Origin of the sequence: Haloferax sp. Q22 (assembly GCF_001482285.1) — an archaeon.
Taxonomy (GTDB): domain Archaea; phylum Halobacteriota; class Halobacteria; order Halobacteriales; family Haloferacaceae; genus Haloferax.
This window is the reverse complement of record NZ_LOEP01000033.1, coordinates 81,037-93,656: the sequence shown is the minus strand read 5'-3', so window position 1 is coordinate 93,656 and position 12,620 is coordinate 81,037. Positions and strand designations below refer to the sequence as shown.

Here is a 12,620-nt window from a genome sequence, read left to right as displayed (position 1 = left end):
CCGAACCGTCGGTGAGGCGCGGCCAAATAGCCGTCGGTGGGGTGTGAGTCCCGTGGTGGTTCGCGTACACGAATTCCCCCGACCGTCACGCTCTTTCTCCCCCGCGTGGTACGCCCAACCATGCGCGTCAGAGATTGGCAGGACATCCTCTCGGAGGTCGTCGAAGACGGCCGCGACCGCGACCCCGACGCGTGGCGGGCCGTCGCGGGCACCCGGCGACGGAGCCTCGGCGAGGACCTCTTTCTCGCCCACCCAAACGCCGGAGTCTACCAACTGAAGACGTACGCGAAGAACCCCTACGAGGTCCGCGGCGTCGGCGCTCGCGTCGCCCGTCGCATCGACGACGACCTCGACCCGCTGTTCCCCCACCGGCGCGGTGACGAGCACGGCGAGAGCGACGCCGGCCGGTTCGCCGTCCAGCGACCCCCCGAAGATGAGTCACAGGCCGAGTCGATGGCGCGGCGACTCGAAGAAACTGTGAAAGTCCACGCCGACGCGCCGACCACCGCCGACGACTTCTTCACCGACGTGATGGAGGCGCTCGAAAGTCCGGCGTTCGGCCCGATGGACTACGAGTTCGACGCCCGGCCCGACCGCCTCGACGACCTCGCAGACGAGTTCGCCGACGCTGACGAACTGCTGTCCACGGACCTCGACGACCTCATCGAGTCCGACGGCGTCGACCGCGGGTTCCAGTGAGACATCGGTTTCAAACCCTCCCAACCCAATGGACAGCTATGGACGATAGACTCCGCGGGCGGTCGCGAAAACCGCCCAACGGCGTGATTTCGGAGGAACGATGGTCGGTTCCAGCATGAGCGACGAGGAGACGCGGCTCGCCAACAATCGAATCAAAATCGGATTCGTCCTGTTGGTCGGCGCGTCGGCCGGACTCGTCGCTGTCCAAGCCGGAGCGACGCTCGTTCAGGGCGCAATCGCGCTCCTCGCCGGCCTGGCCGTCGGCGGGCTCCTCACGTGGTATCTGGGCCGCTGGGCCCAGGAGTTCACCGCGGTGAACCGACGCTAGACGTATCGTCTGTTGTGAATTTCGAACACAGATATATATTCCATATTAACCGTATGGGAACGAATCGCAGAGTATATACCCGTCCTCTGAGGAGGGGCTTTCGCCGGTAACCAGGGCAGGGGCAATGACCTGGTTATTCACCGGAGAGCGCTGTGGGGCACCGGAATTGGGCCTTCGATGCAACACAGCGTCCTACCCAAGGTACGTACGCGACCCGAGCAGGGCTCGGGCATCGGGTACGCATGTTAAGATGGAGTTGCAGTCTCCTCAGGGCGACACCCGCGCGATCCATCGCTCGGGTGCGTCCAATTCCGCGTCGGTCGGTAAGTTCTCCGGATGATCCCACACCCGCGAAGCGGCCGCGACGCCGCGTTCGTCAGCGACGTGTTCGAAGAACCGAGCGCCGCGTTCGTACTGCCGGCGCTTAAGTCCGAGTCCGAGGAGCCGCCGCGCGAGCTTCGCGACTGGGCCGCCGCCCTGTCGTCGCTCGTCGAGCTTTCGGCGGAGGTCCTCGTAGTCGTCGTCGAACGCCCGGTCCATCAGCAGTTCCGCGTAGCCCTCGACGGCGGTCATCGCCGTGTCGAGTTCGCGGAACGCGTCGCGGTCGAGGTCGCCTTCGACGAGCGCGTCGACGCCGCGTTGCATCCGCGATTCGAGGTGCGTCGAGAGCCACGGGGCCGCGCCGAACTCCGCGGCGTGGGACACCTCGTGGAAGGCAATCCAGCGGCGGAACCGCGGGTAGTCCACGTCGAGGCTGTCGGCGACCCGGCGGATGTTCGGGTGGACGAAGTACAGGCCGTGGTCGTCGTCGCCCTCGGCGAGGAGCAGCGGGTCGTACTGCCCGAGGACGTTGTTCCCGAGGAACGAGAGGACGAAGGCGAACGAACCGGTGTTGACGGCGCGGGTGACACCGGGAAGGAGCGCGGGGCCGTGTTCCTCGAACGGGAGCATCACCCGGCGGAACGTCGCCACGTTCGCGTCTATCCAGTGGTGTCGGTTCTGGACTTCGACGACTTCGGGCACGTCGAACTCCACCTCGGCGACGGTCGAAAGGCGGTCGCGCGCGTCGCGAACGTCCGCGGCGTACCCCGCTCGCTCCGCCTCCGAGAGGTCGAGCGAACTGGGGTCGGTCGCGGCTTTTGCGGCCTCGGCGACGGCGTCCCAGTCGATGGTGCCGGAGCCGGTCGCCGAAGCGTCCGCGACCGCTTTGACGCTCCGAAAGAGGTTCATACGGTATCGTGGTGGGCCGGACGCAAAACGCTTCGGTCGGGCGGAACGAACCCTCTGATTCGCAGACACGACGCCCCTAAACACTATACCGAGTCTGACGTGGGGAGCGTATGGACCGAACCATCGACCACGTCGCGTTCGGTGGTACCGAACTGTACGAACTTCGGGCGGCCGCGAACGAGGTCGGTCTCACGCCGACGTACGGCGGCGAACACGGGACTGGAACGACACACATGGCCGTCGTCCCGTTCCCCGACGGGTCGTACCTCGAACTCATCGCGCCGACGCTTGGGACCGACGCCGAAGACGCTGGCTTCTGGCCAGACCACCTCGCGACCGACGCCGGCCCCGCATCGTGGTGTCTGGAGACCGACGACGCCGCCGCCACCGCCAAAAGCGCCATCGATGCCGGCCTCCCCGTCGACGGCCCCCACGAGGCCTCCCGCGCCCGGCCGGACGGCCGCCTCGTCGAGTGGGACATGTGCTTCGAAGGCGCGGACCAGCGACTTCCCTTCTTCATCCGCGACCGCACCCCGCGGAGCTACCGCGTCCCGAAAGCCGCGCGAAACGCCGCCGTTCGCGGACTCCAAACCGTCGTCGTCGCCACCCGGGACCGCGAGACGACCGCGGCGCTGTTCGCCCGGCGGCACCGCTACCCCTCGCCGGTCGATATCAACGGCCCGTTCTCCGAGTTCGCCGCCGTTCCCGGCACGCCACTCGCCCTGTGCGAACCCGGTGGCGGCGCGCTCGGGGAGCGCATCGACGAGGTCGGCGAGGGACCGTGCGCGTTCCTCGTCGGCGTCACCGACCTCGACCGGGCGCGGAACTCGCTGTCGCTCGGTCCCCGGATTCGCTACAGCGACCGCCACATGGCGTGGTTCGACCACGACCTGTTCGAAGGTCGATTGGGCGTGGTGGAACTCCCCTGAGTCGCCCCGATCCGACTCGAACCGCCCTGAATCGCGAGCAGAAGTCCGACGGTCGGCTCAGGCGGCGCAGTTGTTCGGTCCGAGTTCGAGTTCGGTCGCCTCCTCCTCGTCGCCGACCGAGGCCCGTCCGGTGTTGATAGCGATGACGCGCTCGTAGTTCACCGGCTTCTCGGGCGTGTCCCCGGCCACGCGGTCCACGAACGCCGACTCGTCCATCGACAGGAGGTCGAGGTCCGCGCGCAGGTCGCCGAGGGTCGCGCTCACGAGTTCGCCCGGTGCGGCGACGCCGTAGCGCCCGTCCGTCCCGACTGAGACGTGCCCGGGGAGGACGCGCGTCTCGTCGGGGAGCGACAACAGCGTGTCGTGGAGCGTCTCGTAGAGGAGTTCCGCGCCCGTCGCCGCGTCGGCGTCGCCGAACTGGAGCTCCGTCCGGCCGACCGACTCGACGAACAACGTGTCGCCGGTGCAGAGGAACCGACCGTCGACGAGGTAGTTCGTCATGTCCGAGGTGTGGCCCGGCGCGTGAATCGCTTCGATATCGTAGTCGCCGACGGCCAGCGTCTCGCCGTCGTCGAGCGCGGTGAACTCGTATTCGACGTCGCGGTCCGTCGCCTCCGAACCGAGGTAGTACGGCACGCCGAGTCGGTCGGCGAGGGCCCGGCCGCCCGAGACGTGGTCGGCGTGGACGTGCGTGTCGAGCACACCCGAGACCGTCATACCGGCGTCAGCGGCGACGAGTTCGAACTCGTGGACCTGCCGGGTCGGGTCCACGACGACCGCCTCGCGGGCCGACCGCGAGCCGACGACGTAGCCGAGACAGCCCTTCGCGCGCCGCTGGACCTGCGCGACGAACAAGTCGTCGTTGCCGGTGTCGAGTTCGACCACCTCGTACAGCTTGCTCCAGTCCTCCATGCCGCCTTTGACGACCTCAACCTCGTCGTATCCCCGCGCCGCGAGTTCGAAGCCGAACGACGTCGAAGACAGCCCTTTCCCGCAGATGGCGACGACCGGCCCTTCCTCGGCGAGGTCGTCGACGCGGTCCCAGTCCCAGTCGCCGCCGAGTCCGTCGACGGGGTGGAACGGGACGTTGACCGCGCCCTCGATGTGCCACGCGTCGAAGCTCTCCGGTGGTCGCGTGTCGACCACGGTGAACGAATCACCCGCGTCGAGTCGGTCCGCGAGTTCGGTCACGGTGAGTTGGTGGAGGAGTTTACTCATGTGGTTAGCTATGGGAACAACGCACAAAACCGTTTGTGGCGGACTCGGGTCTGTGGTCTCGCGTGGCATCGACCCGACGCGCGGTCGGCGGCGTCGTGACTGCATCGAATCGGGCGAAAGCGCCGCCGCTCACCGGGCGGGCGTCAGAAAAGTCGAATCGAAAGGTCGTCCCGGACTACAGTTCGGCCTCGAAGTCTTCGAGGGCGTAGACGGTGTCGGAGCCGCGGCGGTCGAGCGTCTCGTTGGCGAGGAGCCAGTAGACGACCGACAGCGCGCGTCGACCCTTGTTGTTCGTCGGGACGACGAGGTCGACGTTCGACGTCTGGTTGTTGGAGTCGCACATCGCGATGACCGGGATGCCGACCGTGATGGCCTCCTTGACGGCCTGCGCGTCACCAATCGGGTCGGTGACGACGACCACGTCGGGTTCGATGTAGCCGGCGTAGTCGGGGTTCGTCAGGGTTCCCGGGATGAAGCGGCCCGTGCGGGCTCGAGCGCCGACGGCGTCGGCGAACTTCTCGGCCGGGAAGCGACCGTACTGGCGCGAGGACGTGACCAGAATCTGCTCCGGACTGTAGTTCGCGAGGAAGTCCGCGGCGGTGCGGATTCGCGAGTCCGTCTGGCTGACGTCGAGCACGTAGAGCCCGTCGTCGCGGACACGGTGGATGAACCGGACCATGTCCTTGGTCTTCTGCTGGGTACCGATGTGGACACCGGCGGCCAGGTAGTCCTCGACCGGGATGAGCAGGTCGGCGTCTTCGTCGGGCATAACGTCCTCGTCGAAGGCCGGTTCCGGCTCTGCTTCTTCGGCTTCGGCGGCTTCGTCGGCCGCCTCAGCGGTCTCTGCTGTCTCGTCTTCGGTGGCGGCCTCGGCGGGTTCCGTCTCGGTGACCGCTTCGGTCTCCGTCTCGGGTTCCTCGTCGGCGACCTCCACCGCGTCGTTTTCGTTGTCGCTCATACTGCGTCGTCCGCGATGCGGATGAGTTCGTTCAGTTTGGCGGTTCGCTCGCCCTGCACCGTGCCAGTCTTGATGAACGGCGCGTCGGTTGCGACGGCGAGGTGTGCGATGGTCGCGTCTTCCGTCTCACCGGAGCGGTGAGAGATGACGGCGTCCATCCCGTTTCGGGAGGCGAGTTCGACGGCGTCGAACGCGTCGGTCAGCGTCCCGATCTGGTTCGGCTTGATGAGGATGGAGTTCGCGGCGCCCACGTCGATGCCGTCCTGCAGACGGTCGACGTTGGTGACGAACAGGTCGTCACCGCAGATGAGCGTGCGGTCGCCCACGCGCTCTGTGAGTTCCGCGAAGCCCTCGTAGTCGTTCTCGTCGAGGGGGTCTTCGACGTAGACGAGGTCGTACTCGTCGACCATCTCGGCGACGTAGTCGATCTGCTCGTCCGTCGTCTTCGTCTCGTCACCGTAGTGGTAGACGCCGTCTTCGAACATCTCCGAGGCCGCGATGTCGAGGCCGAAGCGAATCTCGAAGCCGAGTTCGTCCTCGACGTCGGAGACCGCTTCGGACATGATTTCGAACGCGTCGGCGTCCGAAACCGGCGGTGCCCACGCACCCTCGTCGCCCTTCGCGGCGGGCACGCCGCGCTCGTCGAGAATCTCGGACGCGCGGGCGTGGACCTTCGCGTTGGCGAAGACGGCTTCGGAGACGCTCGGCGCGCCGACGGGCGCGGCGAGGAACTCCTGGATGTTCGTCGCTTCCTTGGCGTGTTCACCGCCACCGATGACGTTCCCGAGCGGCGTCGGGAAGTTGTCGCCGCGGAACGCGCCGCCGAGGTGCTGGTACAGGGGTGCACCGAGCACGTCGGCACCGGCCTTCGCGGCCGCCATCGAGATGGCGACCGCGCTGTTCGCGCCGATTTCCGAGAAGTTCTCGGAGCCGTCTGCGGCGCGGAGCGTCGCGTCGACCTCGCGCTGGTTGCCCGCGTGGACCTCGTCCACGAGTCGGGGAACGGCGTGTCGCCGCGCGGCGGCGATGGCTTCGGTCGGCGGCAGTTCGATTGCCTCGTACTCGCCGGTGGACGCCCCGCTCGGGGCCGCAGCGCGACCGAACCCACCGGATTCGGTGAGCACGTCGGCTTCGACCGTCGGGTTCCCACGGGAGTCGAGCACGCGGCGCAGAGCTACGGATGTGATTCGAGTCATGTTGTCACTTACCCTCTCGTTTGACGGTGAACGGAAGTACACCTGCGTCGTACTCCTCAGCGGCGATTAATATCGGTTCGGTCTGTTCCGAATCGACGAGTACGGGCGCGCCGTAGGATACCTGCAGCGCTCGTGCGCCGAGGATGCGTGCCTTCTCGTATCGGTTGTATCGTTGAATCATTGGTAGGGAGATACGACGTCCACGAGGTCCTTGTGCGACACCATCATCCGCCGGCAGCAAGCACGGGTGACCCCGAGGTCGTCGAGGACGTCAGCGGGGTCCTCGTCTCCCTCGCGAGCACGGGCTTTGAACTCGTCCCAGTGTTCGCCGATCACTGTGCCGCAGGTGAAACACCGGACGGGAATCATCATGGTTAGATCACCTCAGCGGTAGGACTTCTGGTAACGAGCGCGTGCGCCCGGTCCGCCCCACTTCTTGGGTTCGGACTGGCGAACGTCGTTGACCAGAAGCGAGCGGTCGAACTCCATGTACGCGTCGCGAAGCTCCGCGTCGTTCAGGTACTGCACCAGGCCACGAGCGAGCGCGGTGCGGACTGCGTCGGCCTGACCGGCCACGCCGCCGCCGTTGACGCGCACGTCGATGTCGACCTGCGAGCGGAGGTCCTCGCCTGCGATGCGGAACGGTTCCAGCATCTTGAGGCGGGCCATCTCCGGCTCGACCAGCTCGACCGGCTGGGAGTTGATTCGGACTCGACCTTCGCCCTCGCGCACGGTGGCGCGGGCGATTGCGGTCTTCTTCTTACCGGACGTGTTCGTTACCATGTGACGTTAGCACCCAGCTTCTCGGAGACCTCTCCGAGCGAGATGAACTTGATGTTCGAAAGTCGGTCCAGCGAGGTGTCTTCGAGCATCTCGCCGTCTTCGTCGTACGGATTGCCGACGTAGACGCGGACGTTCGAGAGCGCCTCGCGGCCGCGGGGCTTCTTGTACGGAAGCATGCCGCGGATGGCACGCTTGAAGATGCGGTCGGGACGCTTCGGGTAGTACGGACCCTGGTCCGAACCGACTTCGACGCGCTTTCTGTACTTAGCCATCACGTCCTGTTCCGAGCCCGTGATGACGGCGTCTTCCGCGTTGACGACGGCGACCGTCTCGCCTGCGAGGGCGCGCTGTGCGACCTCCGAGGCGACGCGGCCGACGATGCAGTTTCGAGCGTCGACGACGACGTCTGCGTCGAATTCTGCGAGGCTCATCGGATCACCCGTACGTTGGACCCGTCGGGGTTCTGTTCAGCGAGTTGTTCTAGCGTCACGGTGTCGCCGACCTGCTCGATCTTCTTTCGAGCGGTGGACGAGAAGTCCACGGCCGCGACTGTGACGTTCTTCTGCAGCACACCGCTACCCAGCACCTTGCCGGGCACGACGACGGTCTCGTCTTCCTGAGCGTATCGTTCGATACGACCAAGGTTGACTTCCGCGTGGGTGCGCCGTGGCTTTTCGAGACGGTCCGCGACATCCTGCCAGACGTTGGCACCGGACTCACGCGAGACCGCCTTCAGCTCGGCGATGAGACTGTTGAGTCTCGGGTTCGTCTTACTCATTGTCTACCTCCAGAGAGAAAGCGGAGTGCAGGGAGCAGGATTTGAACCTGCGGACTCCTATGAGACAGCGCCCTGAACGCTGCGCCGTTGGCCAGACTTGGCTATCCCTGCAAGCATTCCGCTGTACTTCATGCCCCGTAAAAACACCTTCGGTCCGACCCGCCGCCGTGAGGGAGTCACACGCCACGCTATCGGTGGCTGTAACCCCTCGTGGGGCGGGCGAACGTCGGTGTTGAGACGGGGCAGTATTCATTCTTACAGTGCGACCTTCTCTTCGAGCTCGGCCGCGCGGTCACCCAAGGAGGCGACAGCGCGGGTCACGAGTTCGTCGACGTCGAACGAACCGTCCGTCTCCACACTGAAGACGAACGCTCCGGGCACGTCGTGTACTTCGACCTCTTTACCGGGGTACCGCTCCGTCAGGTCGTTCCCGAACGTTTCCGTCGCGACGAGGTCGCCGTCTTCGGCGTCCCCCTCGGCGTGCTCCGCCGCGGCCTCTTCGATGACGCCGCGGAGAATGTTCGGTTCCTGTTCATCGAACTCGCCGGCGTCGCCGACGACCTCCACGCGCTGGAGGTGTCGGTAGCCGACGGCGACCCCGCCTTGGTTCTTGGCGTGGTCCTTTCCGTAGCCGAGGACGGCGTCGGCCTCGAACTCGAGGCGCTGGCCCTCCTTCAGCTCGATGATGGGGATGTTCTCGTCCGCCGGGACGACCATGTCGTCCGCGGATTCGATGTCCCCGGAGTAGGCGGTTGCCGGCCCGTCGACTTCGAGCGCGACGGTGACGGTGTCACCGGGCTCGAAGTCATCGAGAGGCGTGGTCAACGGAACCAGACCGAGACGAAGCCCGATCATCTCGTCGAACATGACCGAGGTGTTCTCCACGAACCGAACGGTGTCGATGGAGAACGTCGGCACGTCGGCGACCATCGCCCGGCGAATACCGTTGGCTAGCGCCGGGGTCAGACCGCGCGCGACGAAACGGGCGCGTCGGTCTTCGCGTTCGATGAACTCGACCTGGAAGTCGTTTACCATGGTGTGTTAGAGTCGGCTGTTTTTCGGCGCGCGAGTTCCGTCGTGCGGAATCGGCGTCACGTCCTCGATGCGACCGATCTCGAGACCGGCGCGAGCGAGGGCGCGAATCGTTGCCTGTGCGCCGGGTCCGGGGCTCTTGTTACCGTTGCCACCGGGACCGCGGACGCGGACGTGCAGACCGGCGATACCGGCCGCCTTGATCTGGTCGGCGACGCTCTCTGCCATCTGCATGGCCGCGTACGGAGATGCCTCGTCACGGTTCTGCTTGACGACGGAACCGCCGGACGACTTGACGATCGTCTCGGCGCCCGTGATGTCAGTCACCGTGATGAGCGTGTTGTTGAACGATGCGTGAACGTGGGCGATGCCCCACTTGTCACCGGTTTCGGATTCGCTCATTCTTGGGCCTCCGCGCGCTCAGGGTGCAGTTCATCCGCGAGCTTCGACGTCTCGTCGAACGCCACGGTGTCCTCTTCGTCGACCTCGACCTTGCGGGAGGGGACGGTCGTCCGAGCACCGTCGACGGTCACGTGACCGTGGACGATGAACTGACGGGCCTGCTGGGGCGTCTGTGCGAGCCCCTTGCGGTAGGCGACCGTCTGGAACCGACGTTCGAGGATGTCGGTCACGTCGAGACGCAGCGTCTGGGAGATGTCGTCCTCCGCAGAGAGGATGCCGTAGCGGCGCATGCGCGCCATGAACTCGGCACCGAGCGACTCGGCTTCTTCGACGTCACCCTGGGCCTCGCCGAGGAGGCGTCGCGCCTCGCGGCGGAGGTTGCGCAGTTCGGACTGCGCGCGCCAGAGTTCTTCCTTGTTCTTGAGACCGTACCGAGAGAGGAGGTCCGATTCCTGCGCGATACGCTCGCCCTGGAACGGGTGGTTCGGGGTCTCGTAGAACTTGGTGTTGTTACCCGTCGTCATTCTTCAGCCTGCGCCTCCTTGATCTCCTCGACGTTGACACCGATGGTGCCTTCGGTACGTCCAGTGGACTTCGTCCGCTGGCCGCGAACCTTCTGGCCGCGCTGGTGTCGAACGCCCTTGTAGGAGCTGATCATCTTCATGCGGTTGATATCATGCCGCCGCTTTTCTTCGAGGTCCGAACCCGTGATGTGGTCGGTCTCACCGGAGAAGAAGTCCTTCCGTCGGTTTGCCATCCACTCGGGGGCGTGGTCCTCGAAGTTCTCGACGACATCGACAACGGAGTCGATCTCGTCTTCGGGGAGCTTACCGAACAGCGCCGTTCGGTTCACTTCCGCGGCGTCGGCGATGATGCGCGCTGTGCGCTTGCCGATACCCTTCATGTCCGTCAGACTGCGCTCTACCGTCTTCGTTCCGTCAAGGTCGGTCTGACCAATTCGGATGAAGTAACGGAGGTCCTCTTCCTCCTCCGGAGAGCCGTCCTGTGGTTCTTCTGCACTCATGACTTTGGAAGTCGTGTTGTGAGCGTTGCGGCGGGGATTCGAACCCCGGGGGCTTGACGCCACTGAGTTAGCAACCCAGCGCCTTGGGCCAGGCTTGGCTACCGCAACACTTCGGTCGTGTTAGTTTCGCCCTTCCGGACTCGGGGACGACATTCCCCTACATCGATTGCATCCGTTACGAGACGGGGGCATTACTTAAACATCACGAAAGCCCCCTCGCGTGACAGGCCGAGTCACCGTCGCTCGCTGCCGAATTGTGGTGTGGTACACAATCTCACCAAAATCATAATAACTACGGTTACGTATTCTCGTCAATGAGTTCGACAGAGCCCGCTACCGAGGCGACGAAGCCGGTCCGGATCGAGACCGCCGAGGAGCTCGACGCCCTCGTTGACGAGCACGACCGCGTCCTCCTCGACATCTACACTAAGGGCTGCACGCTGTGCCAGAGCATCGAGCCGGTGCTGGGCAACGTCGCGAAGGCGACCGACGTAGTCGTCGCGATGATAAATCCGCAAACGGACATGTCGATCGCAGAGCGATACACGATTCGGAGCGTCCCGACGCTCCTCCTGTTCGAGGACGGCGAACTCGTCGACCGCCTCGCCGACGGCTTCCAGGGGGCACAGGCGGTAGTGGACTTCGTCGAGAACGACGAGCGATAAGGAGTTTGTTCGGCGCGGCGACGCGGGTTACGCGTCGTAGTCCGCGTCATTACCGTCGGCGTCTCGCGCGGCGGCCTCGCCCGGGTGGCTCCCTTTCGGCATCACGTTGTCGAGAAGGAAGTACACCGAGTCGCGCATCGCGTACGCCGATTCGAGCCGCGTCCCGGTGACGCGCACGTCCAGGCTCCGAAAGAGGAAGGCCATCAGATTCTCGGCCATCATCTCGGCGTTCATCTCGCGGTAGTGACCCGACTCCATCTCCCGAGCGATGAGCGTCGCGACCGTCTCGACCATGTGCGTCTCCATGCGCCGGAACTTCTTTCGGTACTGCTCGTCGTGGACGGTCTGCGTGCGGAGTTCGAAGATGGCCCGCTGGAACGGGTCAACGCTGCCGTTGTCCGCGACCACCTCCGGAACGCCGGAAGGGACCGACTCGCAGGTCGAAAGGTTACCCTCCGGGGGGAGGACGTACTCGACGAAGTCGCGAAGCTCGGTGTCGGGGTCGTCGGCCTCCGGGTCGATGGTCTCGACGAACAGGTCGATGATGTAGTCGAGGAACGCGAGCAGGAGTTCGTCTTTGTTCTCGTAGTGGTAGTACAGAAGCGAGGTGCTCTTTTCGAACTCCGTGCCGATGTTCTTTATCGAGAGGTCGGCGTAGCCGTGTTTCGCGAGCGCCCGGAGCGTGGCGTCCATAATCGCCTGCTCGGTCTCGCTTCGGCCGGTGTCGATTCGGTCGTCGTCCATGATGTGTCTCGTTGGGGTTCTCAGTCGTCAGTTGGTTCGTCGAGGCGGGTGGTACACCAATGGCAGAAATCGAGGTCGGCGTCGACCTCGCGGCCACATTCGGGGCACGTGGCCTCGTCCGACTCGGCGTCGGAAACGGCCGCCACCGAGCCGTCGGCGGCGTCGACGTCGTCAGCGGCGGAGCGCGCCGCCCGCTCGGCGGCCTGCTGTAGGCCGAGGAAGAAGGCGTCGAGGACGCTCACGAGGCTCACCGCGAGGATGGGAAGCAGTTCGGTGAGAATCGATACGAACTCCGACGGCGGCATCGTCCCGGCGTTGGACAGCGATTCGAGCGCCTCCGGGGGGACGAACAGCGCGGACACCGCGAGGGTGAGAAGCACCCACATCGCGGCCCGTCGCCAGCGCCGCAGGTACAGGTGGCCGAGTCCGGTAATCGCCAGCCCGAGTATCGCGGCGAGCCAGGGGCGGACCTTCGTGAGTGCGGACATACGTGGACTCGATTGATTCTCGCTCATGAGGGTTCCGTTCGTGGTGTGTCGTGGGAGTCGTGGGCGGGTCGCGTGCGATTCGTCGTGGGCTGTTTGGCGTTCGTTTCGACCGTGTGGGCTGTTTTGCGAGCGATGCGGGCGTAGGG

19 protein-coding genes and 2 tRNA genes are annotated in these 12,620 nt (G+C 65.3%); 4 read left to right on the top strand and 17 right to left on the bottom strand.

What is annotated here, in order from left to right:
- Positions 1 to 120 precede the first annotated feature (120 nt).
- Positions 121 to 699, top strand: coding sequence for a hypothetical protein (locus tag AM590_RS15775; RefSeq protein WP_058828297.1), 579 nt, complete (start codon positions 121 to 123; stop codon positions 697 to 699).
- Between the two features lie 100 nt (positions 700 to 799).
- Positions 800 to 1,027 carry a hypothetical protein gene (locus tag AM590_RS15770; RefSeq protein ID WP_058828296.1) on the top strand — a complete coding sequence of 76 codons (228 nt, stop codon included), beginning with the start codon at positions 800 to 802 and terminating at the stop codon, positions 1,025 to 1,027.
- Between the two features lie 267 nt (positions 1,028 to 1,294).
- On the opposite strand, the gene AM590_RS15765 is transcribed toward AM590_RS15770, so the two are convergent.
- Complete coding sequence (locus tag AM590_RS15765; RefSeq protein ID WP_058828295.1) at positions 1,295 to 2,257, bottom strand: zinc-dependent metalloprotease; 963 nt, start codon at positions 2,255 to 2,257, stop codon at positions 1,295 to 1,297.
- A gap of 110 nt (positions 2,258 to 2,367) precedes the next feature.
- Between AM590_RS15765 and AM590_RS15760 the strand changes: the two genes are divergently transcribed.
- Entirely contained in the window at positions 2,368 to 3,186 is an 819-nt protein-coding gene (locus tag AM590_RS15760; RefSeq protein ID WP_058828294.1) for a VOC family protein, read from the top strand.
- 57 nt (positions 3,187 to 3,243) lie between these two features.
- Here AM590_RS15760 and AM590_RS15755 read toward each other — a convergent pair whose 3' ends face one another.
- The 14 genes from AM590_RS15755 to AM590_RS15690 form a co-directional block, all read right to left on the bottom strand.
- Complete coding sequence (locus AM590_RS15755; protein WP_058828293.1) at positions 3,244 to 4,404, bottom strand: rhodanese-like domain-containing protein; 1,161 nt, start codon at positions 4,402 to 4,404, stop codon at positions 3,244 to 3,246.
- 175 nt (positions 4,405 to 4,579) lie between these two features.
- A complete protein-coding gene (gene rpsB / locus AM590_RS15750; protein ID WP_058828292.1) occupies positions 4,580 to 5,362 on the bottom strand; it encodes a 30S ribosomal protein S2 in 783 nt (260 codons plus the stop codon).
- Positions 5,359 to 6,558, bottom strand: coding sequence for a phosphopyruvate hydratase (gene eno / locus AM590_RS15745; protein ID WP_004974537.1), 1,200 nt, complete (start codon positions 6,556 to 6,558; stop codon positions 5,359 to 5,361). Before eno ends, rpsB begins: the two co-directional genes overlap by 4 nt.
- Positions 6,559 to 6,562: 4 nt before the next feature.
- Positions 6,563 to 6,739: a DNA-directed RNA polymerase subunit K gene (locus tag AM590_RS15740; protein ID WP_008094957.1), complete on the bottom strand. Its 177-nt coding sequence runs from the start codon at positions 6,737 to 6,739 to the stop codon at positions 6,563 to 6,565.
- The gene (locus tag AM590_RS15735; protein WP_004061330.1) at positions 6,736 to 6,930 is read right to left on the bottom strand and encodes a DNA-directed RNA polymerase subunit N; all 195 of its coding nucleotides are present in this window, start codon (positions 6,928 to 6,930) and stop codon (positions 6,736 to 6,738) included. The genes AM590_RS15740 and AM590_RS15735 overlap by 4 nt, the downstream gene beginning before the upstream one ends.
- 12 nt (positions 6,931 to 6,942) lie before the next feature.
- Positions 6,943 to 7,341, bottom strand: a complete 399-nt coding sequence (locus tag AM590_RS15730; protein WP_004043023.1) for a 30S ribosomal protein S9 — start codon at positions 7,339 to 7,341, stop codon at positions 6,943 to 6,945.
- On the bottom strand, positions 7,335 to 7,772 hold the full coding sequence (locus AM590_RS15725; RefSeq protein WP_004974520.1) for a 50S ribosomal protein L13: 438 nt from the start codon (positions 7,770 to 7,772) through the stop codon (positions 7,335 to 7,337). The genes AM590_RS15730 and AM590_RS15725 overlap by 7 nt, the downstream gene beginning before the upstream one ends.
- Positions 7,769 to 8,119, bottom strand: coding sequence for a 50S ribosomal protein L18e (locus AM590_RS15720; RefSeq protein ID WP_004043025.1), 351 nt, complete (start codon positions 8,117 to 8,119; stop codon positions 7,769 to 7,771). Before AM590_RS15720 ends, AM590_RS15725 begins: the two co-directional genes overlap by 4 nt.
- 26 nt (positions 8,120 to 8,145) lie before the next feature.
- Positions 8,146 to 8,230 (bottom strand) — tRNA-Leu (locus AM590_RS15715).
- Positions 8,231 to 8,374: 144 nt separating this feature from the next.
- The gene (locus AM590_RS15710; protein ID WP_004061327.1) at positions 8,375 to 9,154 is read right to left on the bottom strand and encodes a DNA-directed RNA polymerase subunit D; all 780 of its coding nucleotides are present in this window, start codon (positions 9,152 to 9,154) and stop codon (positions 8,375 to 8,377) included.
- Positions 9,155 to 9,160: 6 nt separating this feature from the next.
- The gene (locus AM590_RS15705; protein WP_004043027.1) at positions 9,161 to 9,553 is read right to left on the bottom strand and encodes a 30S ribosomal protein S11; all 393 of its coding nucleotides are present in this window, start codon (positions 9,551 to 9,553) and stop codon (positions 9,161 to 9,163) included.
- Positions 9,550 to 10,077 (bottom strand): 30S ribosomal protein S4, encoded by a 528-nt coding sequence (locus AM590_RS15700; RefSeq protein ID WP_004043028.1) that lies wholly within the window; start codon positions 10,075 to 10,077, stop codon positions 9,550 to 9,552. Before AM590_RS15700 ends, AM590_RS15705 begins: the two co-directional genes overlap by 4 nt.
- Positions 10,074 to 10,577 (bottom strand): 30S ribosomal protein S13, encoded by a 504-nt coding sequence (locus tag AM590_RS15695; protein ID WP_004969358.1) that lies wholly within the window; start codon positions 10,575 to 10,577, stop codon positions 10,074 to 10,076. The genes AM590_RS15700 and AM590_RS15695 overlap by 4 nt, the downstream gene beginning before the upstream one ends.
- A 23-nt stretch (positions 10,578 to 10,600) precedes the next feature.
- A tRNA-Ser gene (locus AM590_RS15690) sits at positions 10,601 to 10,685 on the bottom strand.
- Positions 10,686 to 10,891: 206 nt separating this feature from the next.
- On the opposite strand from AM590_RS15690, the gene AM590_RS15685 reads away from it, so the two are divergent.
- On the top strand, positions 10,892 to 11,242 hold the full coding sequence (locus AM590_RS15685) for a co-chaperone YbbN (RefSeq protein WP_058828291.1): 351 nt from the start codon (positions 10,892 to 10,894) through the stop codon (positions 11,240 to 11,242).
- A gap of 27 nt (positions 11,243 to 11,269) precedes the next feature.
- Here the strand turns inward: AM590_RS15685 and AM590_RS15680 are convergent, their stop codons facing one another.
- Positions 11,270 to 11,986, bottom strand: coding sequence for a TetR/AcrR family transcriptional regulator (locus AM590_RS15680; protein ID WP_058828290.1), 717 nt, complete (start codon positions 11,984 to 11,986; stop codon positions 11,270 to 11,272).
- A 20-nt stretch (positions 11,987 to 12,006) separates the two neighbouring features.
- Positions 12,007 to 12,474 (bottom strand): zinc ribbon domain-containing protein, encoded by a 468-nt coding sequence (locus AM590_RS15675; RefSeq protein ID WP_058828289.1) that lies wholly within the window; start codon positions 12,472 to 12,474, stop codon positions 12,007 to 12,009.
- Positions 12,475 to 12,620 lie beyond the last annotated feature (146 nt).

What these genes read in the sequence shown, in the direction of transcription:
- AM590_RS15740 (WP_008094957.1), bottom strand. Translation starts at nt 6,739, where the DNA reads ATGATTCAACGATACAACCGATACGAGAAGGCACGCATCCTCGGCGCA.
- AM590_RS15725 (WP_004974520.1), bottom strand. Translation starts at nt 7,772, where the DNA reads ATGAGCCTCGCAGAATTCGACGCAGACGTCGTCGTCGACGCTCGAAAC.
- eno (WP_004974537.1), bottom strand. Translation starts at nt 6,558, where the DNA reads ATGACTCGAATCACATCCGTAGCTCTGCGCCGCGTGCTCGACTCCCGT.
- AM590_RS15695 (WP_004969358.1), bottom strand. Translation starts at nt 10,577, where the DNA reads ATGAGTGCAGAAGAACCACAGGACGGCTCTCCGGAGGAGGAAGAGGAC.
- AM590_RS15730 (WP_004043023.1), bottom strand. Translation starts at nt 7,341, where the DNA reads ATGGTAACGAACACGTCCGGTAAGAAGAAGACCGCAATCGCCCGCGCC.
- AM590_RS15700 (WP_004043028.1), bottom strand. Translation starts at nt 10,077, where the DNA reads ATGACGACGGGTAACAACACCAAGTTCTACGAGACCCCGAACCACCCG.
- AM590_RS15735 (WP_004061330.1), bottom strand. Translation starts at nt 6,930, where the DNA reads ATGATGATTCCCGTCCGGTGTTTCACCTGCGGCACAGTGATCGGCGAA.
- AM590_RS15755 (WP_058828293.1), bottom strand. Translation starts at nt 4,404, where the DNA reads ATGAGTAAACTCCTCCACCAACTCACCGTGACCGAACTCGCGGACCGA.
- AM590_RS15675 (WP_058828289.1), bottom strand. Translation starts at nt 12,474, where the DNA reads ATGTCCGCACTCACGAAGGTCCGCCCCTGGCTCGCCGCGATACTCGGG.
- AM590_RS15760 (WP_058828294.1), top strand. Translation starts at nt 2,368, where the DNA reads ATGGACCGAACCATCGACCACGTCGCGTTCGGTGGTACCGAACTGTAC.
- rpsB (WP_058828292.1), bottom strand. Translation starts at nt 5,362, where the DNA reads ATGAGCGACAACGAAAACGACGCGGTGGAGGTCGCCGACGAGGAACCC.
- AM590_RS15710 (WP_004061327.1), bottom strand. Translation starts at nt 9,154, where the DNA reads ATGGTAAACGACTTCCAGGTCGAGTTCATCGAACGCGAAGACCGACGC.
- AM590_RS15770 (WP_058828296.1), top strand. Translation starts at nt 800, where the DNA reads ATGGTCGGTTCCAGCATGAGCGACGAGGAGACGCGGCTCGCCAACAAT.
- AM590_RS15775 (WP_058828297.1), top strand. Translation starts at nt 121, where the DNA reads ATGCGCGTCAGAGATTGGCAGGACATCCTCTCGGAGGTCGTCGAAGAC.
- AM590_RS15680 (WP_058828290.1), bottom strand. Translation starts at nt 11,986, where the DNA reads ATGGACGACGACCGAATCGACACCGGCCGAAGCGAGACCGAGCAGGCG.
- AM590_RS15765 (WP_058828295.1), bottom strand. Translation starts at nt 2,257, where the DNA reads ATGAACCTCTTTCGGAGCGTCAAAGCGGTCGCGGACGCTTCGGCGACC.
- AM590_RS15685 (WP_058828291.1), top strand. Translation starts at nt 10,892, where the DNA reads ATGAGTTCGACAGAGCCCGCTACCGAGGCGACGAAGCCGGTCCGGATC.
- AM590_RS15705 (WP_004043027.1), bottom strand. Translation starts at nt 9,553, where the DNA reads ATGAGCGAATCCGAAACCGGTGACAAGTGGGGCATCGCCCACGTTCAC.
- AM590_RS15720 (WP_004043025.1), bottom strand. Translation starts at nt 8,119, where the DNA reads ATGAGTAAGACGAACCCGAGACTCAACAGTCTCATCGCCGAGCTGAAG.